Annotated in this window: 17 protein-coding genes and 1 pseudogene; 8 read left to right on the top strand and 10 right to left on the bottom strand. The window is 72.4% G+C overall.

Features of this window, described 5'->3' with window-relative positions; all coding sequences use genetic code 11:
- The first annotated feature begins 111 nt into the window (after positions 1 to 111).
- On the top strand, positions 112 to 975 hold the full coding sequence (locus ACH4RC_RS07570) for a hypothetical protein (protein WP_398196573.1): 864 nt from the start codon (positions 112 to 114) through the stop codon (positions 973 to 975).
- A gap of 130 nt (positions 976 to 1,105) precedes the next feature.
- Positions 1,106 to 2,116 carry an LLM class F420-dependent oxidoreductase gene (locus ACH4RC_RS07565; RefSeq protein WP_398196571.1) on the top strand — a complete coding sequence of 337 codons (1,011 nt, stop codon included), beginning with the start codon at positions 1,106 to 1,108 and terminating at the stop codon, positions 2,114 to 2,116.
- Positions 2,117 to 2,122: 6 nt separating this feature from the next.
- Here ACH4RC_RS07565 and ACH4RC_RS07560 read toward each other — a convergent pair whose 3' ends face one another.
- The gene (locus ACH4RC_RS07560) at positions 2,123 to 2,626 is read right to left on the bottom strand and encodes a hypothetical protein (protein WP_398197833.1); all 504 of its coding nucleotides are present in this window, start codon (positions 2,624 to 2,626) and stop codon (positions 2,123 to 2,125) included.
- A 219-nt stretch (positions 2,627 to 2,845) separates the two neighbouring features.
- On the opposite strand from ACH4RC_RS07560, the gene ACH4RC_RS07555 reads away from it, so the two are divergent.
- Complete coding sequence (locus tag ACH4RC_RS07555; protein ID WP_398197831.1) at positions 2,846 to 3,136, top strand: hypothetical protein; 291 nt, start codon at positions 2,846 to 2,848, stop codon at positions 3,134 to 3,136.
- Between the two features lie 180 nt (positions 3,137 to 3,316).
- Here the strand turns inward: ACH4RC_RS07555 and ACH4RC_RS07550 are convergent, their stop codons facing one another.
- From ACH4RC_RS07550 to ACH4RC_RS07540, 3 genes are read right to left on the bottom strand one after another with little or no spacing between them, the layout of a single operon-like run.
- On the bottom strand, positions 3,317 to 4,390 hold the full coding sequence (locus ACH4RC_RS07550) for a prenyltransferase (RefSeq protein WP_398196568.1): 1,074 nt from the start codon (positions 4,388 to 4,390) through the stop codon (positions 3,317 to 3,319).
- Positions 4,387 to 5,127: a methyltransferase domain-containing protein gene (locus tag ACH4RC_RS07545; protein ID WP_398196565.1), complete on the bottom strand. Its 741-nt coding sequence runs from the start codon at positions 5,125 to 5,127 to the stop codon at positions 4,387 to 4,389. The genes ACH4RC_RS07550 and ACH4RC_RS07545 overlap by 4 nt, the downstream gene beginning before the upstream one ends.
- The gene (locus ACH4RC_RS07540; protein ID WP_398196563.1) at positions 5,121 to 6,473 is read right to left on the bottom strand and encodes a glycosyltransferase family 4 protein; all 1,353 of its coding nucleotides are present in this window, start codon (positions 6,471 to 6,473) and stop codon (positions 5,121 to 5,123) included. The genes ACH4RC_RS07545 and ACH4RC_RS07540 overlap by 7 nt, the downstream gene beginning before the upstream one ends.
- A gap of 184 nt (positions 6,474 to 6,657) precedes the next feature.
- On the opposite strand from ACH4RC_RS07540, the gene ACH4RC_RS07535 reads away from it, so the two are divergent.
- Positions 6,658 to 7,278, top strand: a complete 621-nt coding sequence (locus ACH4RC_RS07535) for a TetR family transcriptional regulator (RefSeq protein ID WP_398196560.1) — start codon at positions 6,658 to 6,660, stop codon at positions 7,276 to 7,278.
- A gap of 145 nt (positions 7,279 to 7,423) precedes the next feature.
- Positions 7,424 to 7,888, top strand: a pseudogene (locus ACH4RC_RS07530) (LuxR C-terminal-related transcriptional regulator); the annotation flags it as partial.
- Here the strand turns inward: ACH4RC_RS07530 and ACH4RC_RS07525 are convergent.
- The 6 genes from ACH4RC_RS07525 to ACH4RC_RS07500 all read right to left on the bottom strand — a co-directional run bounded on the left by ACH4RC_RS07525 (position 7,811) and on the right by ACH4RC_RS07500 (position 16,280).
- Positions 7,811 to 9,682, bottom strand: a complete 1,872-nt coding sequence (locus ACH4RC_RS07525; RefSeq protein ID WP_398196557.1) for an ATP-binding cassette domain-containing protein — start codon at positions 9,680 to 9,682, stop codon at positions 7,811 to 7,813. The pseudogene ACH4RC_RS07530 and the gene ACH4RC_RS07525 sit on opposite strands and share 78 nt — an antisense overlap.
- The gene (locus ACH4RC_RS07520) at positions 9,679 to 11,406 is read right to left on the bottom strand and encodes an ABC transporter ATP-binding protein (protein ID WP_398196553.1); all 1,728 of its coding nucleotides are present in this window, start codon (positions 11,404 to 11,406) and stop codon (positions 9,679 to 9,681) included. The genes ACH4RC_RS07525 and ACH4RC_RS07520 overlap by 4 nt, the downstream gene beginning before the upstream one ends.
- 97 nt (positions 11,407 to 11,503) lie before the next feature.
- Positions 11,504 to 11,638 (bottom strand): SapB/AmfS family lanthipeptide, encoded by a 135-nt coding sequence (locus ACH4RC_RS07515; RefSeq protein WP_394434649.1) that lies wholly within the window; start codon positions 11,636 to 11,638, stop codon positions 11,504 to 11,506.
- A gap of 90 nt (positions 11,639 to 11,728) precedes the next feature.
- Positions 11,729 to 14,359 carry a class III lanthionine synthetase LanKC gene (lanKC, locus tag ACH4RC_RS07510; protein ID WP_398196549.1) on the bottom strand — a complete coding sequence of 877 codons (2,631 nt, stop codon included), beginning with the start codon at positions 14,357 to 14,359 and terminating at the stop codon, positions 11,729 to 11,731.
- 203 nt (positions 14,360 to 14,562) lie between these two features.
- On the bottom strand, positions 14,563 to 14,796 hold the full coding sequence (locus ACH4RC_RS07505) for a ferredoxin (protein WP_398196546.1): 234 nt from the start codon (positions 14,794 to 14,796) through the stop codon (positions 14,563 to 14,565).
- A gap of 2 nt (positions 14,797 to 14,798) precedes the next feature.
- Positions 14,799 to 16,280 (bottom strand): aldehyde dehydrogenase, encoded by a 1,482-nt coding sequence (locus ACH4RC_RS07500; RefSeq protein WP_398197828.1) that lies wholly within the window; start codon positions 16,278 to 16,280, stop codon positions 14,799 to 14,801.
- A 190-nt stretch (positions 16,281 to 16,470) separates the two neighbouring features.
- On the opposite strand from ACH4RC_RS07500, the gene ACH4RC_RS07495 reads away from it, so the two are divergent.
- The 3 genes from ACH4RC_RS07495 to ACH4RC_RS07485 all read left to right on the top strand — a co-directional run bounded on the left by ACH4RC_RS07495 (position 16,471) and on the right by ACH4RC_RS07485 (position 19,106).
- Positions 16,471 to 17,544, top strand: a complete 1,074-nt coding sequence (locus ACH4RC_RS07495) for an MBL fold metallo-hydrolase (protein WP_398196543.1) — start codon at positions 16,471 to 16,473, stop codon at positions 17,542 to 17,544.
- A gap of 127 nt (positions 17,545 to 17,671) precedes the next feature.
- The gene (locus ACH4RC_RS07490; RefSeq protein ID WP_398196540.1) at positions 17,672 to 17,926 is read left to right on the top strand and encodes a hypothetical protein; all 255 of its coding nucleotides are present in this window, start codon (positions 17,672 to 17,674) and stop codon (positions 17,924 to 17,926) included.
- A 13-nt stretch (positions 17,927 to 17,939) separates the two neighbouring features.
- Positions 17,940 to 19,106 carry a flotillin family protein gene (locus tag ACH4RC_RS07485; RefSeq protein ID WP_398196538.1) on the top strand — a complete coding sequence of 389 codons (1,167 nt, stop codon included), beginning with the start codon at positions 17,940 to 17,942 and terminating at the stop codon, positions 19,104 to 19,106.
- The last annotated feature ends 244 nt before the right edge of the window (positions 19,107 to 19,350 follow it).

Genomic DNA, 19,350 nt, shown 5'->3' with positions numbered 1-19,350 from the left:
GCAGACACCCTCGGGACGTGGACGATAGTGTCCTCCGTACGATGAGGGGCCACCCCCGCGCTTGGCGCCGCCTCCTGACGATGACGTGACGACTGAACCGAAGGACCTGAAGTGAATATCCGCTCCCTCACTCGAGGCGACGGCGTGGTGATCGGAGCAGCGGTGTTGCTGTTCATCGCCTCGTTCCTCGATGCATTCGATGGCTCAGGCAGCGACATCCCCAATGCTTGGGACAACCTTGGCCTCGTGATGGGGATCTACGTCGCCGGCATCGTCGGCGCGATCCTGATCGTCGTGGCCCGTGGTCTCCCGCAGCCCCGCAAGGTGGCCGGTCTGGACCTGGGGCAGTTCGGCGTATGCCTGACCATCTTCTCGGCGTGGACCGCGCTGTGGACGATGTTCGACCCCACCGGGTTCATCGATGGCACTCTCGCGGACTCCATCGACACCGGTGCGGGCCTGATCCTCGGTCTCATCGCCGCTCTCGTGCTCGCCGCGGCGGCCGTCGCGACCCCCCTGGTCCCGGCCCTCAAGGCCGCCCTCGTCGGCGCCCCGCGCCCCCAGCAGCCGCAGCCCTACGGCGGTCAGCCGCAGGGTGGTTACGGCTACCCGGGCGCCCAGCAGCACGGCCAGCCCGGTCCGGGCCAGCCGTACGGCGCGCAGCCGGGCCAGCCGGGTCCGGGCCACTCCGGCGGCGGGCAGCCGTTCGGCGCGCAGCCGGGCCAGCCGCAGCAGGCCGCCGCTCCGGCGCCGCAGGCCGGTGGCCAGCCCGCCGGGGACTTCTCCCCGTTCTGGTTCGCCGTGCCGGTGCCGCGCCCGCTGTACGCGGAGGACGGCTCGCCGACGCCGATCGCCGAACTGGCGCCGGGTACCTGGTACTTGGCCGTCGAGCAGCGCGGCCCCGGCCTCATCGCCCAGACCCAGGACGGCCGCCGCGGTGTCCTCCAGGACACGACCGGGATCCAGCGCGGCTGATCCCCGAGCGCTCGTAGAGGCCCCTCTCCCGTCTTCTTCCGGGTGGGGGGCCTTTCGCGTACGCTCGCCCGACGGGCGGCACGGGTGACGGCCCGTCAGACAGCGGCTTCTGTCGACGGAAGGTGCGCGCATGCGGCTCGGACTCGCACTCGGCTACTGGGGGCGCGGGCCCGACCCCGGCCACCTCGAACTCGTACGCTCCGCCGAGGCGTTGGGGTACGACTCCGTGTGGACCTCCGAGTCGTGGGGCAGCGACGCCTTCACGCCGCTGACCTGGTTCGCCGCGCACACCAGCCGGATCCGGCTCGGCACCGCGATCGCGCAGATGGCGGCCCGCTCCCCCACCACGACCGCGATGCACGCGCTGACCCTGGACCATCTGTCGGGCGGCCGGATGCTGCTCGGTCTCGGCCTGTCCGGGCCGCAGGTCGTGGAGGGCTGGTACGGGCGGCCGTTCCCGCGGTCACCGCTGGCCGCGACGCGCGAGTACGTGGAGGTCGTACGGCAGGTGCTGCGGCGCGCGGGCCCGGTCGAGAGCGACGGGCGTTTCCACCCGCTGCCCTACCGCGGCGAGGACGGCACCGGCCTCGGCAAGGCCCTCAAGCCCATCACCCACCCGCTCCGCGCCGATCTGCCGCTGCTGCTCGGTGCCGAGGGGCCGAAGAACGTCGCGCAGACGACGCGGATCGCGGACGGCTGGCTGCCGCTGTACTGGTCACCGACGAGGACCGACGCGTACGAGGCCGCCCTGACCGATCTCCCCGAGAGGTTCATGGTCGCGCCGATGGCGCGGGCCAAGGTCTGCGACGACGTCGCCGAGGGGCTGCTCCCCGTCAAGGCCATGCTCGGCTTCTACATCGGCGGCATGGGGCACAGCACCCGTAACTTCCACGCCGACCTCATGGCGCGGATGGGGTACGAGGCCGAGGCCCGGCGCGTCCAGGAGCTCTTCGCGCGGGGGCGGCGGGAGGAGGCGGTGCTGGCGGTACCGGACGCGTTCGCCGACGAGATCTCGCTCGTGGGGCCGCGCGGGCGGATCGCCGAGCGCCTGGAGTTGTGGCGCAAGGGCCCGGTGACGGACCTGCTCGTTCTGTCACCGGACCCGGAGACCCTGCGTACCCTGGCCGAGCTCAACGCCTGATGTGCGCTAACCCGCGTTGCGGAGCTCGGACGCCGACGGCACCTTGTTCTTGACCTCGGCGCCCGCGTCCTTCCCGGCGCCCTTCACCTTGTTGATGATGTCGTCGAAGGACGAGGCGACCGAGTCGGTGCCCTCGCCCTTGCGCAGCTTGCTGGGCAGGTCCTTGAGCGCGTCGATGCCCGAGGTGAGCGGGGCGACCGCCTTGGCGAGCGTCGGGTCGCCCTCGGCGTTCTTCTTCGCGGCCTTCAGCCGGTTGTACGTGAGCGCGCCCGCGAGGCCCGCCTTGACCAGGGCGACCTTGCGGCCGTCCGCGCCCTTCTTGAACTTGCCCGCCTTCCACGGCTTCACGATCCACTGGTAGGTGGCGCCGGCGGCGATACCGGCGTTGGCCACGAACCGCGTCTTGGCCAGCTTCTGCTTCTGGGCCGTGGTCGACGCGCTGGGACTGGCCGACGCGTTGGCCGTCGCGTCCGTGTCGTCGCCGCCGCACGCGGTGGTGCCCGCCAGCATGGCGCCGCACAGGAGCACGGCCACCAGCAGGCGGCGCACGGGAAGGGGGAAGCTGAGCACCACGGGTACCTCCGGGCCTTGGGCTGCACTGCTGGCAGCCTCACCCGGCCCCGGTCACTGCGCCACTCCGGTGAGCCCGTCCGTGTCGGCGGCCTCGTCACGGGGCGGTGCGCGCCCTGGTTTTCCCGCGGGATTCGGGGACATCCGGACTTCATGTCTGTGAATCGGCGTTACAGAGGCTCAAGCGAAGCAGGCCGGGTTGTCATGATCATTGCAGACATCCTGGCAGTCATTCTCGTCCTGTGGATCGTGATGTATCTGCTGGACGCGAACCGGGGCAACGACCTGGTCCAGTGGGTCCACGACGCGGCGGGCTGGCTGGCCGGCTGGTCGCACGACCTGTTCACCTTCGACGCCGCGTGGGCGCGCGTGGTCGCGGGCTACGGCCTCGCCGCCGTCGTCTACCTGGCGATCGGCCACTTCCTCGCGAACCAGCTGCGCCGCCACTGACCGGCTCCACCGCTGCCCGGGGTCCTCATGGCGAGGCTCCGCGGCAGCGCCCCATAGGGGCGCGGGGCTGTGTGCATCAGCGGCGCCGCCGTGGGGCGCGACCAGCCACGACGGCGCCGCAGTCGGCCGAACAACCTGTCGCAGCACCCCGGACACCTGTCGCGGCACCTCCAGCGGAGCTCAGACGCAGCAGTCCGGGTCCACCCCGGACGGGAGGAGCTGGCCGCCGAACACCTGGCAGGTCGCCTCGTCGCCGCCGAGGGCCGCCACGGCGAGCAGGACCGACCCCGCGGTCCACGTGGTGAGCTCCTCGGGCCACACGGCCCGGTCCTCGAAGACGTAGCCGGTCCAGTACAGGCCGGAGCGCGGATCGCGCAGGTGCTGGATGTCCTGGAGGATCGTCAGCGCGCGGTCGGACTCGCCCACCGCCCACAGGGCGAGGGCGAGTTCGGCGCTCTCCCCGCCGGTGACCCACGGGTTCGGCACGACGCAGCGCACGCCGAGCCCGGGGACGACGAACCGCTCCCAGCCCTCCTCGATGCGCGCCTTGGCCTCGGCGCCGCGCAGGGCGCCGCCGAGCACCGGGTAGTACCAGTCCATGGAGTAGCGGTCCTTGTCGAGGAACCGCTCGGGGTGGCGCCGGATGGCGTGGCGCAGGGCGCCGACGGCCAGCTCCCAGTCGGGCTGCGGCTCCTCGCGCTGTTCGGCGATGGCGAGGGCGCAGCGCAGGGCGTGATGGATCGACGAACTGCCCGTGAGGAGCGCGTCGTTCACCGCCGTGCCGTCGGCGTCGCGCTTCCAGCCGATCTGGCCGCCGGGCTGCTGGAGCCGCAGCACGCACTCCATCGCCGCGTACACGACGGGCCACATGCGGTCGAGGAACGCGTCGTCGCCGGTGGAGAGGTAGTGGTGCCAGACGCCGACGGCCACGTAGGCGACGAAGTTGGTCTCGCGGCCGGGGTCGGTGACGTCGTGCGGGTCGCCGTCGAGGTAGGCGGCGTACCAGGAGCCGTCGTCGTTCTGGTGGCGGGCGAGCCAGTCGTAGGCGCGCTCGGCGGCCTCGTGCTCCCCGGCCACGTCGAGCGCCATGGCTGCCTCGGTGTGGTCCCAGGGGTCGAGATGGTGGTGGCGGAACCAGGGTATGGCGCCGTCCGGACGCTGTACGCCGAGCAGGCCGCGCACCGTCCGCGCGACCTGATCAGCCGTCAGAACGCCGTCGAGTACGAGGAGTTCGGTCCGCTCAGGACTGCTCACGCAGCGGCCCCGCTGTCCTTCGGCAGGTGCGGCTTGGTGGCGTAGGCGACGAAGCTCTTGCCGACGACGGGGTTGAGCAACTGCTCGGCGACCCGGGTCAGGGCGGGCTTCTTCATGATGTCCCAGACCAGGAGCTTGTGGTACGCCTTGACCGGCAGCGCCTTGTCGTTGTCGACGCCGAACGCGCACTTCAGCCACCAGTACGGGGCGTGCAGGGCGTGCGCGTGGTGCGTGCCGTACGGCTTCAGGCCCGCCTCGCGCATCCTGCCGAGCAGTTCGTCGGCCTTGTAGATGCGGATGTGGCCGCCCTCGACCTCGTGGTACTCGTCGGACAGCGCCCAGCAGACCTTCTCGGGGCCGTAGCGCGGCACGGTGACGGCGATGCGGCCGCCCGGCCTGAGCACGCGCACCATCTCGGCGAGCACGCCCTTGTCGTCGGGGATGTGCTCCATGACCTCGCTGATGATGACGACGTCGAACGACTCGTCGGGGAAGGGGAGTTGCAGCGCGTCCCCCTCCATCGCGGTGGCGGTGGCGCCAGCGGGGGCCTCACCGGCCTCCTTCATGGCGGCGAACCACTTGGCGACCTCGGCGATCTCCTCTTTGTTCTGGTCGAGGGCGACGACCCGGGCCCCGCGCCGGTAGCACTCGAAGGCGTGCCGTCCCGCGCCGCAGCCGAGGTCGAGGACGCGATCACCCGCGGCGAGCGGGAAGCGGGTGAAGTCGACGGTCAGCACGTGGCCCTGCTTTCCTGAGAGGTTTCCTGAGAGGTTTCCTGAGGAGTTGTCTGGTTCGGCCGTACGGGGGTGCCGGGAGCCGCCGCGTCGATGGCCGCGCGGTACAGCTCGGCCGTGCCCTGCGCGGCCCGCGCCCAGGTGAAGCGGGCGAGGACCCGGGCGCGGCCCGCGGCGCCGAGGCGGGCGCGCAGGGTCGCGTCGCCGAGGAGCCGGAGCAGGGCGGCGGCGAGCGCGCCCGCGTCCCCGGCCGGCACCGCGAGGCAGGTCTCCCCGTCGGGGCCCGCGACCTCGGGGATCGCGCCGCCGGTGGTGGCGACGAGCGGGGTGCCGGTGGCCATGGCCTCGGCGGCGGGCAGCGAGAAGCCCTCGTAGAGCGAGGGCACGCACGCGACCTGCGCGGAGCGGACCAGGCCGACGAGTTCCGGGTCGCTGATGCCCTTGACGAAGCGGACGGCGTCTTCGAGCCCGTACCGCTCGATGGCCTGGGCGACGGGCCCGTCCTCGGCGCGCTTGCCGACGACGACGAGGTGCGCGTCGGGCTGCTCGGCACGCACCTTGGCGAGCGCCTCGACGAGGAAGACGAGGCCCTTGAGCGGGACGTCGGCGCTGGAGGTCGTCACGATCCGCCCCGGCACCTCGGGGACGGCCGGATCCGGCGAGAAGAGGTCGGTGTCGGCGCCGATGTGGACGACGCTGACGCGCTTCTCCTCCACGCCCAGGTGCTGCACGATCTCGTCGCGCGAGGTGCCGGAGACGGTGAGCACGGACGGCAGGCGGCGCGCGACGCGCTTCTGCATGCGGGTGAACGCGTACCAGCGGCGCACCGAGAGGCGGCGGCGCCAGTGCGCGGCGGCGTCCAGCTCCAGCTGCCGGTCGACGGTGATCGGGTGGTGGATGGTGGTGACCAGCGGTGCGCCGAGCGCGTCCGGGCCGCCGAGGAGGCCGTAGCCGAGGGTCTGGTTGTCGTGCACGACGTCGAACCGGCCGCGCCGCGCTTGCAGATGGCGGCGGGCGCGCAGGGAGAACGTGAGGGGTTCGGGGAAGCCGCCGGTCCACATGGTGGCGACCTCGGCGGCGTCGATCCAGTCCCGGTACTCGCCGCGCCCCGGCGTGCGGAACGGGTCGGGGCTGCGGTACAGGTCGAGGCTGGGCAGCTCGGTGAGGGAGAGCCCGGCGAGGTCCTCGCCCTCGTCCAGTACGGGGTAGGGCTGCGCGCCGATCACCTCCACGCGGTGCCCGAGCCGGGCCAGCTCACGCGAGAGGTGGCGCACATACACGCCCTGGCCCCCGCAGAACGGATTGCCCTTGTACGTGAGCAGAGCGATGCGCAACGACTCCGCGGTCACTCCAGGCCACCCTTCTCCCTGCTTGCCCGTGGACACTGGACACTACGTGGGGACGCTAATCTAGAACAAGTTTCAGACTGGATCGTTCAATGTGCATCGAATCTACCGGCAGGTAGCGAGGCTGTGACCGGCGGATCGGGTGATTCACGCCACGGCCGGGACGACAGGACACGGAAGCGAACTGATGACAGCTCCGGACGGCAGAAGCTCCGCGCAGGGCGCCCCCGCGCTCACCGAGCGGCAGGAGGCGCGGCGCCGCCGCATCCTGCACGCGAGCGCCCAGCTGGCGGCCCGCGGCGGTTTCGACGCGGTGCAGATGCGCGAGGTCGCCGAGGACTCGCAGGTCGCTCTCGGCACGCTGTACCGCTACTTCCCCAGCAAGGTCCATCTCCTTGTCGCCACCATGCAGGACCAGTTGCAGCACATGCACACCACCGTGCGCAAGCGTCCGCCGTCCTCGGACTCCCCCGCCGAGCGTGTCGCCGAGACGCTGATGCGCGCCTTCCGCGCCCTTCAGCGTGAGCCGCATCTGGCCGACGCGATGGTGCGGGCGCTGACCTTCGCCGACCGCAGCGTCAGCCCCGAGGTGGACCAGGTGTCGCGGCAGACCACGGCGATCATCCTGGACGCGATGGAGCTGGACGATCCGACGCCCGCGCAGCTCTCCGCCGTCCGGGTGATCGAGCACACCTGGCACTCGGCGCTGATCACCTGGCTGTCCGGGCGGGCCTCCATCGCCCAGGTGAAGATCGACATCGAGACGGTCTGCCGCCTCATCGACCTGACCGATCCCGGCCACGACTGAGCTATTTGTGGCCGTTGACCGTTGCGCCCGCCCGGATCGGGGAACCCGTCGGTTGAATTGTTCAAGCGCTTGGGGGAGCGACGGGCGCGGACGGTTTTGAGGGGGCAGCGTGATCCGGGTACTTCTCGTGCACGACTCCTGTCTGATGCGTTCGGCGCTGGCCGAACGGCTCGGGCGGGAACCGGACCTGGAGGTCCATCACACACCTTGGCGTACGGCGGGCGTCCGCGCGGGCGCGCTCGCGCCGCAGATATGCGTGGCGGACCTGGACTGCGACGCGTCGTACGGGACACCGCCGCTGGCGGAGCTGCGGAGCGCGCTCGTGGTGCTCGCCAGCAAGAGCAGGCCCGGACCTCTGCGCCGGGCCATGGAGGCCCAGGCGCTCGGCTACGTGGACAAGGACGGACCCGTGGAACAGCTCCTCACCGGAATACGGCAGGTCGCGAAGGGACAGCGGTTCGTCGACGACTCGCTGGGCTTCGGGTTCCTCAGAGCGGCCCAGAACCCCTTGACCAGAAGAGAGTTAGGGGTGTTATCCCTCGCGGCCGAGGGGGCTCCGGTCGCCGAGATCGCGCGCAGGCTGCATCTGTCCAACGGCACGGTGCGCAACTACATGGCCGCCATCACCCGCAAGATCGGCGCCCGCAACAGGATCGACGCCATCCGGATATCCCAGGGCGAAGGCTGGCTGTGACGCCTGTTCCGGCAGCCCCCACGCCCCGGCCAGATCGCGGTAGAGCTGCGAACGCAGCAGCAGTTCCTCATGGTCCCCGCTGACGGTGCGGGGGCCGTCCATCACCAGGATGCGGTCGGCCCGGTGGGCGGAGCTGATCCGGTGGGCGACCACCACCAGGGTCCCGCCGGGCCGGGCCGCGAACGCCCGCTCGGCGCGCTCCTCCGCCGCCGGGTCGAGGTGGCAGGTCGCCTCGTCGAGCAGGGCGAGCGGTGCGGGCGACAGGTAGGCGCGGGTCAGCGCGATCAGCTGGCGCTCCCCCGCGGACAGCGCCGCCGGGTCCAGGGGGGCGTCGAGCCCGCCGAGCCGTCCGAGCAGCGCGTCGAGGCCGACGGCGGTCGCGGCGGCGGTGAGCTCGTCGTCCGGCACCGGGTCCGGGCGCAGGTAGCCGAGGTTGTCGCGCAGGGTGCCGCCGAAGACGTACGCCTCCTGCGGGATGAGGACGCGATCGGCGGCGGCCTGCGGGGACCGGGCGGGCAGTCCGCACACCCGGACCTCCCCGGTCTCGGGGACGAGCAGCCCGGCGGCGAGTCCGGCGAGGGTGGACTTGCCGATGCCGCTGGGCCCGACGACGGCGAGATGACCGCCGCGCGGGACGGTCAGGTCGAGGCGGTCGACGACGGGCGCGGCCCCCGGCCCGTACGCGAAGGTGAGCGCGGAGGCGCGCAGGGCGGGCGCCGACGGATCACCGGCGGAGCACGTCAACTCCCCTATGGCAACGCTCTGTTGCTGCGTCTCTGTGGTCAGCCTGCGCAGCACCACGGCCAGGCGTGAGCCGCCCGCGCCGAGCCCGTGGACGAGGCTCTGCAGGGCGGGGGCGAGGGACTGCCCGACGTAGGCGAGGGCGCCGACGAGGGCGCCCGGCGTGACGCCCCGGTCGAGCGTCCACGGCGCCGTGACGAGGAGCAGGAGCAGCGGCAGCTGAGCGCCGATGCCGAGGGCGAGGACGCGCGGGACGGCCCACCAGGCGAGGGTGCGGGCGGCCCGGTACTCGTGGTCGATCAGGGTGCCCGCGCCCCGCGCCGTCGGCCCCTCGGCGCCTGCGGCGGTGACGTCCCTGAGCCCGGCGCAGACGACGGCGAGCCGCGCCGAGACGTTCTCGTCGGCGATCAGATAGGTCTCCTGTCCGCGCGCGAGCGGCCGCAGCGTCCCGAGGAACAGGGCGACGCCCGCGACGAGCGGCGGCGCGACGACGAGCAGGAGGACGGGCGAGAGCGAGAACAGGCCGATGAGCGCGCCCGCGGCGGTGAACACGAACGACCGGGAGACCATGATCAGCCCGGCGAAGGTGTCGCGGGCGATCTCCACCTGCTGGGTGAGCCGCGAGACGGCCGCCCCGTCCCCGCCGCGCACGCCCCGCTCGACGACGCGGCGCACGAGCAGGTCCCGCAACGGTTCGACGAGCCCGGCCACGGCCCCGTAGACCTTGGCGGTGCCGACGGCGCCCGCGGCGACGCCGAGCACGGCCACGCCGAGCCAGAGCAGCCCGGTCTCCTGGCTCCCGGCGAGGAACCCGTCGTCCAGCGCGCGGGCGAGGGCCAGGCCGAGCAGGAACGTCTGCCCGGTCTCCAGGACCGACCAGAGGGCGAGCCGGACGACTGTGGACCGGCGCTCGCGCAGGAAGCGCAGGCCACGGCGGTACGTTCCCGGACGCGGGGCGGTCGTGGTCATGCCGTCCCCTCCGCCCGGGCGCCCGCGAAGACGGCCCGGTAGTCGGGGTCCTGCCACAGCCGCGCGTGCGGGCCGAGCGCGCGGATCCGGCCGCCGTCGAGCCAGGCGACGGTGGTGGCGCGGGCGGCGGTCGTCGCGCGGTGGGCGACGACGAGGCGGGTGGTGCCGGGCGCGTGGCGCAGCAGCGCGGCGGCGATCTCCCGTTCGGTGATCATGTCGAGGCTGGACAGCGCGTCGTCCAGGACGAGCAGCCGCCCGCCGTGCGCGAACGCCCGTGCCAGGCCGAGGCGTTGGGCTTCGCCGCCGGAGAGTGGCGCGTCGGCGCAGGCGGTGGCGTACCCGTCGGGCAGCCGGCGTACGAAGGTGTCGGCGTGGGCGGCCTCGGCGGCGCGGACGATCCGGTCGTCGTCCGCCGTACGGGGTCCGGGCCCGAGGGCGATCGTGTCGGCGAGGGTGTCGCCGAGCAGGGTGGGCCGCTCGAAGGCGTAGCCGACGGCGGCGCGCAGCTCGGCGCGGCTCAGTGCGGTGAGCGGCACCCCGTCGAGCAGGACGGTGCCTTCGTCGGGGTCGGCGAGGCGGCCCGCGAGGGCGGCGAGCGTGGACTTGCCCGCGCCGGAGACGCCGACCACGGCGAGGGTCTCCCCGGCGGGGACGGTGAGGTCGATCCGGTCGAGGACGGTCCGGCCGTCGCGGCGGGCGGTGACGGAGCGGAGTTCGAGCCGCCCGCCGCCCTCGCTCAGGGGGGTGTCCCCGTACGCGGGCGCGGGCTGCTCCAGGACGTCGCCGAGGCGCTGTCCGGCGGCGCGGGTGCGGACCAGGGCGGCGATGTCGCCGACGAGCATGCCGACGCCGGTGGCGAGTGCGGCGTACCGGGAGGCGGCGAGCAGCTCCCCCACGGTGAGCCGGTCGTGGAGGAGGAGCAGCCCGGCCGTGGCGATGACGGCGATCTGGAGCAGCGGCGCGAGAGCGACGGCTCCCGCGCTGGCCCGCCCCTGCACGTGCCACAACCGCAGCCCCTGGTACCGGAGTTGCGGCAAGGGCTTGAGCACACGGGCGGTCTCGCGCTCCGCCGTGTGCGCGGCGGCGATGGTGCGGGCCCCGCCGATCGCCTCCGTCAGCCGGGTCGCGATGTCGCCCTGTGCGTTCTGGTAGGCGGTGACGCAGTCGGTCGAGGCGCGCGCGAAGGAGCGGAGCAGCAGGGCGAGGGCGGGCGCCCCGGCGAGGAACGCGGCCACGAGCCACGGGTCGGTGAGGCCGAGGGCGACGAGCGCGCCGACGGGCGTGATCACGGTGGCGGCGAGCGCGGCCACGGTCGCCGGGGCGGGTCCGGCCTGCGCGGTGGAGCCGACGAGCCGGGCGACGAGGTCACCGGCCGGGAAGCGGGCGGTGGCGCCGGGCCCGACGGCGAGGACGTGGCCGACGACGCGGTGGCGCAGCCAGGCGGTGGTGCGGGCGTTGGTGGTGCCGGTGAGGACGTCCTCGCAGGCCCCGAGGAGCATGAGCCCGCCGAGCAGGACACCGCAGATCAGCAGCCAGTGGTGGGCGGCGCCGTCCTTCGCGGGCGCGGCGTGCGCGGCGAACAGGGCGTCCAGGGTGCGCCCGAGGACGTAGGGAAGGAGCAGGCCCGCGCCGGACGAGACGACGGTGAGCAGGCACAGGGCCAGGCACCGGCCCGCGCTGTAGCGGGTGGCGGAGCGCAGGAGCGCGTCGCCGGACGCCTTCATGGGGCCTCGCATCCGTGGGGGCGGGGGCAGGGAAGAAGACGGGGCCGCCCACCAGGGGCGACCCCGCCGTCGTCAGCTCATCGCGGCGGACGAACCGTCACAGACAGAGGATGGTGCTGTTGGAGCTGTGCTTGTCGCAGAGCAGCAGACTGACGTTGCTGCCCGCGTCGCCGCCGCCACCGCCACCGGTGGTCTCGTCGGCTTCCATGCTCTGCAGGTCGAGAAGTGCCATGGTGTTCCCTTTCGTCAGCTTCATCTCATGGGGACGGGGTGGTGCTGTGCGGTTGTTGTGTCACGACTCCGGACGGTGCCGGAGCCGGCTTCAGGGCCGCCGCGGGGGCGGGAGGAACGGCAGGTGGACGCCGCGTTCCGGGTCCATGGCCGCGCCGAGCGCGAGCAGGCACCCTGCCGTTCCGGTGCCGAGGTCCATGGACAGGCGCATCATCTGGTGCCCGGGGAAGGCGAGTTCGCCCTTGTACGGCATCGACAGCCAGCCGAGGGCGTCGATCTGCCCGGCGAGCCGCGCCTCCGTGGCGCCGGGCGCCGTGGTGCGGGCGAGGTGCAGGATCATCCCGGCGCGTCCTTCGAGGAGGCCGGGCTGGACGTAGAAGCGTGAGGTGGCGGCGGTGACGATGGACGCGCGGACCTGTTCGAGGTCGCGCCCGCCGAGATCCGCGCCCGCCGGGGCGATCCGGAGATGGTCGTCGAGGACCATGCCGACCCCGGCGCTGCCGTCCCCGAGGTAGGGCATGGTGCGCCAGCCCTCGTCGACGTGGAGCCCGCCGTCGGACGAGCTGCGACAGCGATCGAGGTCCAGCTCAAGAGCCGTGCCGGCGAGTTCGAGATGGACCGGGTCCCCCGTGTGCTCGTACAGCCGCAGCAGGAACAGGGCGGGCCCGCTGAGGCCGCGCATCAGCCCGGCCCGCCGTTTGGAGGCGGGGGTCCGGTCCGTGTCGCGTACGTGGATGATCCGGTCGGCGACGATCCGGGCCGCCTCCAGGGCGCGGTCGGCGAGGGCGCTCTCGCCGGTGGCGCGGGCGAGGTGGTCGAGGACGAGGCCGACGCCGGCGAGCCCGCCGTTCAGGCCGGTGGAGAGCCGCTGCCACTTCTCGCCGAGCAGGCGGTCGACGAGGTCGAGGGCGCGCTGCCGGTGCCCCATGCGCTCCATGGCGTAGGCGATCCCGGCGATGCCGTCGTAGAGGCCGAGCGCGGTGCCGGGCGGCACGGGTTCTGTGTGGTCGAGGAGCCACTGCTCGCCCTGCTCGTAGCGGGCGGCGCCGGTCTGGTCGAGGGCGAGGAGGACACCGGCCGCGCCGTGGGCGAGGCCGAGGCCGCCGCCGGTGGCGAACTGGGCGACGTCGCCGGGGAAGAGCCGGTCGTCGCGGTCCGGGGTGGCCGAGGCGAGGATGGCGGCGGCCATGGAGTCGCGGGCGGCGGGCCAGTCGCCGGGCTCGACACGCGGAGCGGCGCCGGTCGCTCCCCTCCCCGTGACCGGCGGCGCGTCCGCGCTCCCGCGGGTGATCTCGGCGACGGCTTCGTCGAGGAACTCCCGGGGAACGGTGGGAAACTCGGCGGCGATGATGTCGGCCAGGTGCGCGGCCTTGGCGCGGTCCACCACGAACAGGGTCGTGACCGGCAGGAACAAGGCGATCCGCAGACAGGCGAGGGCGTAGCGGTCGATGTCGGTGCCGGTGCGGTCCAGGGGCGCCCAGAAGCCGGGGTGGGCCAGCATCTGGCTGCCGTTCTCCTCGGCGCGGGTGGCGGCCTCGAAGTCGATGAGGGTGACGCTCTGCTCGTCGGGGTCGACCATGATGTTGAACAGGTGCAGGTCGTTGAAGACGATGCCGCGCTCGTGGACGGCGGCGACGGCCTTCTCGACGGCGGCGTTGATCCCCAGCACCCAGTCCGCGTAGGCGGCGACGGCGGCCGGGTCGGGGGCGGGCGACAGCAGCGGGTGCCGCTCGGCGAAGAACGCGTTGAGCGGCCGCCCCTCCACGTGGTCCATGACGAGGAAGCGGTGGTCGCCGATGAGGAACCAGTCCCGCACCTCGGGAGCGACCCCGAGCCCGGAGAGCCGTTCGAGGGCGGCCTTCTCGCGCTCCAGGCGGGCGATGGCGTCGGCCCCGTCGGCGGCCAGACCGGCGTGCGGACGCCCCTCCTTGAGGACGACCTTGCGCCCGTCGCGGGTGTCGGTGCCCCGGTAGACGCCGCCCCCGTTGGAGAAGTGCAGGGCCTTCTCGAAGCGGTACGGAAGATCGGCGACGGTCTGCGCGTTGCGGGCGTCGAAGTGAGGTTTGAGGAAGGCGGGCAGGGGCACCCAGTCGGGGACGTGGAACGCGGGCTCTCTGTTGTCGGGCACGAGACGGCCTTCGCCGTCCTCGATGGCTGTGACAAGTACCCCGCGTTCATCGACGACCATGCGGCGGGCGAAGGCGCCGTAGCGCACGTAGAGCGGACCGTCGCCCCAGCGCAGGTCGGTGAGAATGTAGGGCCCGTCGAACCCGCGCAGGAGTTCGCCCAGTTCTTCGAGTATTCGGTGGCATTGTCCGTCGTCGGCCGGATAGACGGTGACGAATTTCCCGCTGGTGTCGCGGCCCGCGTATTTGGCGTTCCGCAGGTGCAGAAGGTGCGGCGCCGGCACGAACTTGAACGGAATACCGCGCGGCACGCAATAGTCCCAGACGATCGAAGCCGTCTTCTCGGCGCCGCCCCGGGTGGCCGATGCGTGGATCTTCCAGCCCTGCTTCGAGCCCTGGCGGGGCGTGCCGTCGGCGCCGAGCGGGGTGAGATTCAGCCATTCCCCGTTGGTGTCCGAGCGCCATCCGTCGGGTATCGCCCTGCGGGCCGTCTCGAACTCGGGCAGGGCGCGCGCTTTCCCGTCGCCGGCGAGCCGCTCCGGCGTCTCGTAGAAATGTGGGTCGGCAAGGGCGTAGACCTCGTACCGCTTGTCCATGGCGTGGTCCGCCCTCCTCGGCATCCCGTTGTCATCCCGTTGTTCGGACGGCAATGAGATTCGCATGCGGCCAAGGAGGGCGGACAGTCACAGCTGTCATCAGAAAAGCATGCGGAACGCACGAGGTAAGTAGTGTTCGCCTCGTTCGAAATCAACCGTACGCATATTCGACAGACGCGTGCCGATGCCATTCAGGATTCGCTTCATTCCTCGGGCGGAAAGACCGGCTCCCCGCCGTCGGCGATGGAGATCATGATGGCCTCGACGGGACAGCCTTCCGCCGCCGCCAGGACGTTCTCGTTGGCGTCGGTCTCGGACTCCTCGGGGTGGGACTGGCGCGCCGTGTCGAGGCGGAAGGCGCCGGGCGCGTGGTGCACACACATGCCCGAGCCGATGCAGACGCCCCGGTCGACCTCCACATGCCAGCGATCGCCCATGCTCAGCCCTCCTCGGTCGCCTCGGGTGCGTATCCGGCGGGCAGGTGGATCATCTTGTGCTCCAGGTAGGCGCCGTACCCCTCTGGCCCGAACTCCCGTCCCAGGCCGCTGTTCTTGTAGCCGCCGAAGGGCCCGAGCATGTCGAGGCTGAAGGTGTTGACGTTGTACGTGCCGGTGCGCACCTGCCGCGCGATGTCGATGCCGTGTCCGGCATCGGCGGTCCACACACTGCCGCTGAGCCCGTAGTCGGAGTCGTTGGCGATCTTCACGGCCTCGGCCTCGTCCCCGTACGGCAGGAGGCAGATGACGGGACCGAAGATCTCCTCGCGGGCGATGCGCATGCCGTTGTGGACGTCGCCGAAGAGGGTCGGCTCGACGTACCAGCCGTGTTCGAGCCCGGCCTTGCCGGGCGCGCCACCGCCGGTGAGGACCTTGGCGCCCTCCTCCTGCCCGATACGGATGTAGTCGAGGTTGCGCCGCTGCTGGCGCTGGGCGACGAGCGGTCCGACCTGGGTGGCGGGGTCGAGCGGATCACCGACGACGAGGGCGGAGGCGGCGGCGGTGAACGCCTCGGCGAACTCGTCGTAGCGCGAGCGCGGCAGCAGGATGCGGGTCTGTGCCACGCACGCCTGCCCGTTGTTCATCCAGGCGGCGGGCACGACCCCGGCGACGGTCGACTCGACGTCGGCGTCGGGCAGCACGACGGCGGCGGACTTGCCGCCCAGCTCCAGGGTCACCCGCGTCAGATGACGAGAGGCGACCTCCATGACGCGCTTGCCGGCGGCGACGGACCCGGTGAACGAGATCTTGTCGATGCCCGGATGCCCGACGAGGTACTCGCTCACCTCGCGGTCGGCGGGAAGGATGGACAGCACACCTTCGGGCAGCCCGGCCTCGCGGGCGATCTCGCCGAGGATGTACGCGTCGAGCGGCGACTCGGGCGACGGTTTCAGGACGACCGAGCAGCCGGTGAGGAGCGCGGGCGCGAGCTTGGCGGCGGCCACGAACTGCGGCACGTTCCACGGCACGACGGCGGCGACGACGCCGACCGGCTCCCGCCGCACGAGCAGCTTCCCGAGGGCGCCGTCGCGGGTCTCCTCGTAGGTGAACGCGCGCGCGACGTTGATCGCGGAGTCCCACACCATCATCGCGCCGAGCGCCTGGGCGAGGACGGACCACGAGTAGGGCGACCCGTTCTCCCGCGAGATGACCCTGGCGATCTCCTCGTGCCGCACGGCGATGGCGTCCTTGACGCGGGTGACGACGGCGATCCGCTCGTCGAGGCTCATGCGCGGCCAGGGCCCCTCGTCGAAGGCGCGGCGGGCGACGGCGACGGCCCGGTCCACGTCGGCGGGCGCGGCGTGCGGCACGCGGCCGAAGACCTCGCCGGTGTGCGGGGAGACGACCTCGATGACGTCCTTGCCGAGGGGGTCGGTCAGCTCCCCGCCGATGTACAGCTGGTTGTGTTCCACGAGCTCGGTCATGGCGACCACCGCTTCCGCTTCGGTGAAGTTCCCGGTGAAGTTCCCGTACGCAGTCTTCTGACGATGCATCAGAACTGTTACCAGTTCCAGTTGGGTGGCGGAAGCAGTGAAACAAGTTCTACAAGTTCGTTTACAGTGGCGGCAGTTCGGCGCGGCGACGAGCGCACTCGGCGGCGGAGGGGCACCCCCGATGACAGGACCGACTGGGACGGCACGGGCGACGCGGGTGACCGACCACGGCGGGGGCGTGCACAGCATCCGCGTGCCGATCCCCGACAACCCCCTCGGCTTCACCCTCGTCCACCTCCTGGACACCGACGCGGGCCCGGTCCTCATCGACACCGGCTGGGACGACCCGGCGTCCTGGACCGCGCTGACGGAGGGCCTGTCGGCCTGCGGCACCACGGTCACCGACCTCACCGGCGTCCTCGTCACCCACCACCACCCCGACCACCACGGTCTGTCCGCGAAGGTCCGCGAGGCGTCCGGCGCGTGGATCGCCATGCACGAGGCGGACGCGGCCGTCGTGCGCCGCACCCGTGAGAACCCGCCCGCGCGCTGGTACGCGTACATGGGAGCGAAGCTGCTCGCGGCCGGTGCGCCCGAGGAGCATGTGGCGCCGCTGCTCGCCGCCGCCGAGACGGGCCGCCCGCGCCGCCTGCCCGGCCTCGACGCGGCCCTGCCCGACCGCACGATCACCCCCGGCGACCTCCTCGGCCTGCCGGGCCGCCGCCTGCGCGCGATCTGGACGCCCGGCCACACGCCGGGCCACGTCTGCCTGCACCTGGAGGAGGCCCACCCGTCGGGCCTCGCGGGCAACGGCCGCCTGTTCTCCGGCGACCACGTCCTGCCCGGCATCAGCCCGCACATCGGCCTGTACGAGGACCCGTCCGCCGAGGAGGGCTCCGCCGACCCGCTCGGCGACTACCTCGACTCCCTCGAACGCGTCGGGCGCCTCGCCCCGGCGGAAGTGCTCCCCGCCCACCAGCACGCCTTCACCGACGCGCCCGCGCGGGTGCGCGAGCTGCTCGTCCACCACGAGGAGCGGCTGAGCGACCTGCACGGGCTGCTGTCCGCGCCGCTCACCCCCTGGCAGCTCGCCGAGCGCATGGAGTGGAACCGGCCCTGGGCCGACATCCCGTACGGCTCCCGCAACATCGCGGTCTCCGAGGCCGAGGCGCACCTGCGCCGCCTGGTGAAACTGGGGCGCGTGGAGACCGTCGCGGGGAGCGATCCGGTGACGTACGCGGCGGCCGTCCGGTGAGGTACGCGGAGCCCCCGCGACCGGCGGCGGATCTTTGCCGCGCGTAGATGGAAGGGCCCTGCCCGCAGGCGTAGGGTCTGGCCTTCAAGGGCTCACTTGAGCTGGAACGACAAGGGGGCGGCCGCCGATGGCGCCGGACGAGGCTGTGGTCGGCTGTACGGGGAAACTGGTCGTCGGCACCCGTGGGACCGACGGGCCCGGCGAGGTTCTGGTACGGATCAGGGGCGGCACGGAGACGTTCATCGCGTACTCCGAGGAGCCGTTGATCCGCGAGACGACGGTGCTGGTCGTCGAGTCCCTCGGGCACCGCGAGGTGACCGTCATGGCCTGGAGCGATCCACTCCTCGAACCGCCGCTCGGCGGCGACGGCGGCGCCCGCTAAGGAGACATCAGGGATGTTCGGATATCGCGTTCCCGCACCCGACGAGGCGATGCTGATCTCGGGCGGCAGGCGGGGACTTGGGGGAGCGCCGTTCCGCGTCGTCACCGGGCACGGGAAGTTCGTCCTGCCCGTCTTCCGCAAGACCCGCTTCCTCTCCCTCGCCATGAGCGAGGCGGAGGTCCAGGAGAAGTGCGTGACCCGGCAGGGCATCGCCCTCACCGTGCGCGCCGTCATCGCGTTCAAGGTCGGCAACGACCACGAGTCGATCGTCAACGCCGGTCAGCGCTTCCTCTCCGACCAGGAGCAGATGTCCGTCCTCACCGGGCGGATCTTCGCCGGGCATCTGCGCTCCATCATCGGCTCGATGACGGTGGAGGAGATCGTCACCGAGCGGCAGAAACTGGCGACGGAGGTCCTGGACACGTCCAAGGCCGAGATGGCGAAGATCGGGCTGCACGTCGACTCGCTGCAGATCCAGTCCATCGACGACGGCCAGACCGGCTACATCGAGGCGATGTCGCGTCCGCACAAGGCCAACATCCAGCGGGCCGCGCAGATCGCCCAGGCGCAGGCCACGCAGGCGTCCGCCGAGGCGGAGCAGGCGGCGGCCCGCAAACAGGCGGAGTACGCGCGGCAGACCGCGATCGTGCAGGCCGAGTACAACGCCGAGGTCGACCGGGCCAAGGCGCAGGCCGACCAGGCGGGGCCGCTGGCGCTCGCCCGGGCGCAGCAGGAGGTTCTGACGGCTCAGACCGAGCTGGCGCTCAAACAGGCCGAGCTGCGGGAGAAGCAGCTCGTGGCCGAGATCGTGAAGCCGGCGCAGGCGGATGCGGAGCGGATCCGGCTGCTGGCCATGGCCGAGGCCGAGCGGATGAAGATCCAGGCGGAGGCCGCGGCCAGCTATGACCGGGTCGCGCTGGACCGGATGCTCATCGATCAGTTGCCGCAGATCGTCAAGGAGGCGTCCGCGGGGCTGGCCGGGGCCAACGTGAATGTGCTGAACGGGGCGGACGGGCTCGGGGAGATCGCCGCGGGTCTGGTCGGGCAGGGGCTGACGATCCTCGACTCGGTCCGCAAGAACCTGGGTGGGCAGGACGGGTCGGCTTCGCCGGGTGCCGGGATCGAGCGGTATCTGGGGGCGCCCCGGGGGGATGACGACGGGCCGGTCGACGTGCGGTAGGGCTGCCGCCGGTTCGCCGTAGGGGTCCGCTTCCACCAGCGTCCGCGGGTGCGTCGTGGTTGCTCGCGCAGTTCCCCGCGCCCCTGAGCGGGGCGGTCGGTGCCGTCGTTCAGGGGTGCGGGGGAGCGGCGTCGGTGGGGGGCCTGCCTCACCCGGAGGGTGCTGAACGCGGGCCGGTACAGTGGCTGGGTCGTCATATGCGCGTCCCAGGGGAAGCCGGTGCGAGTCCGGCGCTGATCCCTCC

This window comes from Streptomyces sp. NPDC016845, assembly GCF_044332585.1.
Taxonomy (GTDB): domain Bacteria; phylum Actinomycetota; class Actinomycetes; order Streptomycetales; family Streptomycetaceae; genus Streptomyces.
The sequence above is the reverse complement of the archived record's forward strand: the minus strand, read 5'-3'. Positions and strand labels throughout refer to the sequence as shown.

What these genes read in the sequence shown, in the direction of transcription:
- ACH4RC_RS07495 (WP_398196543.1), top strand. Translation starts at nt 16,471, where the DNA reads ATGACAGGACCGACTGGGACGGCACGGGCGACGCGGGTGACCGACCAC.
- ACH4RC_RS07560 (WP_398197833.1), bottom strand. Translation starts at nt 2,626, where the DNA reads ATGCTGGCGGGCACCACCGCGTGCGGCGGCGACGACACGGACGCGACG.
- ACH4RC_RS07520 (WP_398196553.1), bottom strand. Translation starts at nt 11,406, where the DNA reads ATGAAGGCGTCCGGCGACGCGCTCCTGCGCTCCGCCACCCGCTACAGC.
- ACH4RC_RS07525 (WP_398196557.1), bottom strand. Translation starts at nt 9,682, where the DNA reads ATGACCACGACCGCCCCGCGTCCGGGAACGTACCGCCGTGGCCTGCGC.
- ACH4RC_RS07505 (WP_398196546.1), bottom strand. Translation starts at nt 14,796, where the DNA reads ATGGGCGATCGCTGGCATGTGGAGGTCGACCGGGGCGTCTGCATCGGC.
- lanKC (WP_398196549.1), bottom strand. Translation starts at nt 14,359, where the DNA reads ATGGACAAGCGGTACGAGGTCTACGCCCTTGCCGACCCACATTTCTAC.
- ACH4RC_RS07490 (WP_398196540.1), top strand. Translation starts at nt 17,672, where the DNA reads ATGGCGCCGGACGAGGCTGTGGTCGGCTGTACGGGGAAACTGGTCGTC.
- ACH4RC_RS07515 (WP_394434649.1), bottom strand. Translation starts at nt 11,638, where the DNA reads ATGGCACTTCTCGACCTGCAGAGCATGGAAGCCGACGAGACCACCGGT.
- ACH4RC_RS07485 (WP_398196538.1), top strand. Translation starts at nt 17,940, where the DNA reads ATGTTCGGATATCGCGTTCCCGCACCCGACGAGGCGATGCTGATCTCG.
- ACH4RC_RS07500 (WP_398197828.1), bottom strand. Translation starts at nt 16,280, where the DNA reads ATGACCGAGCTCGTGGAACACAACCAGCTGTACATCGGCGGGGAGCTG.
- ACH4RC_RS07565 (WP_398196571.1), top strand. Translation starts at nt 1,106, where the DNA reads ATGCGGCTCGGACTCGCACTCGGCTACTGGGGGCGCGGGCCCGACCCC.
- ACH4RC_RS07535 (WP_398196560.1), top strand. Translation starts at nt 6,658, where the DNA reads ATGACAGCTCCGGACGGCAGAAGCTCCGCGCAGGGCGCCCCCGCGCTC.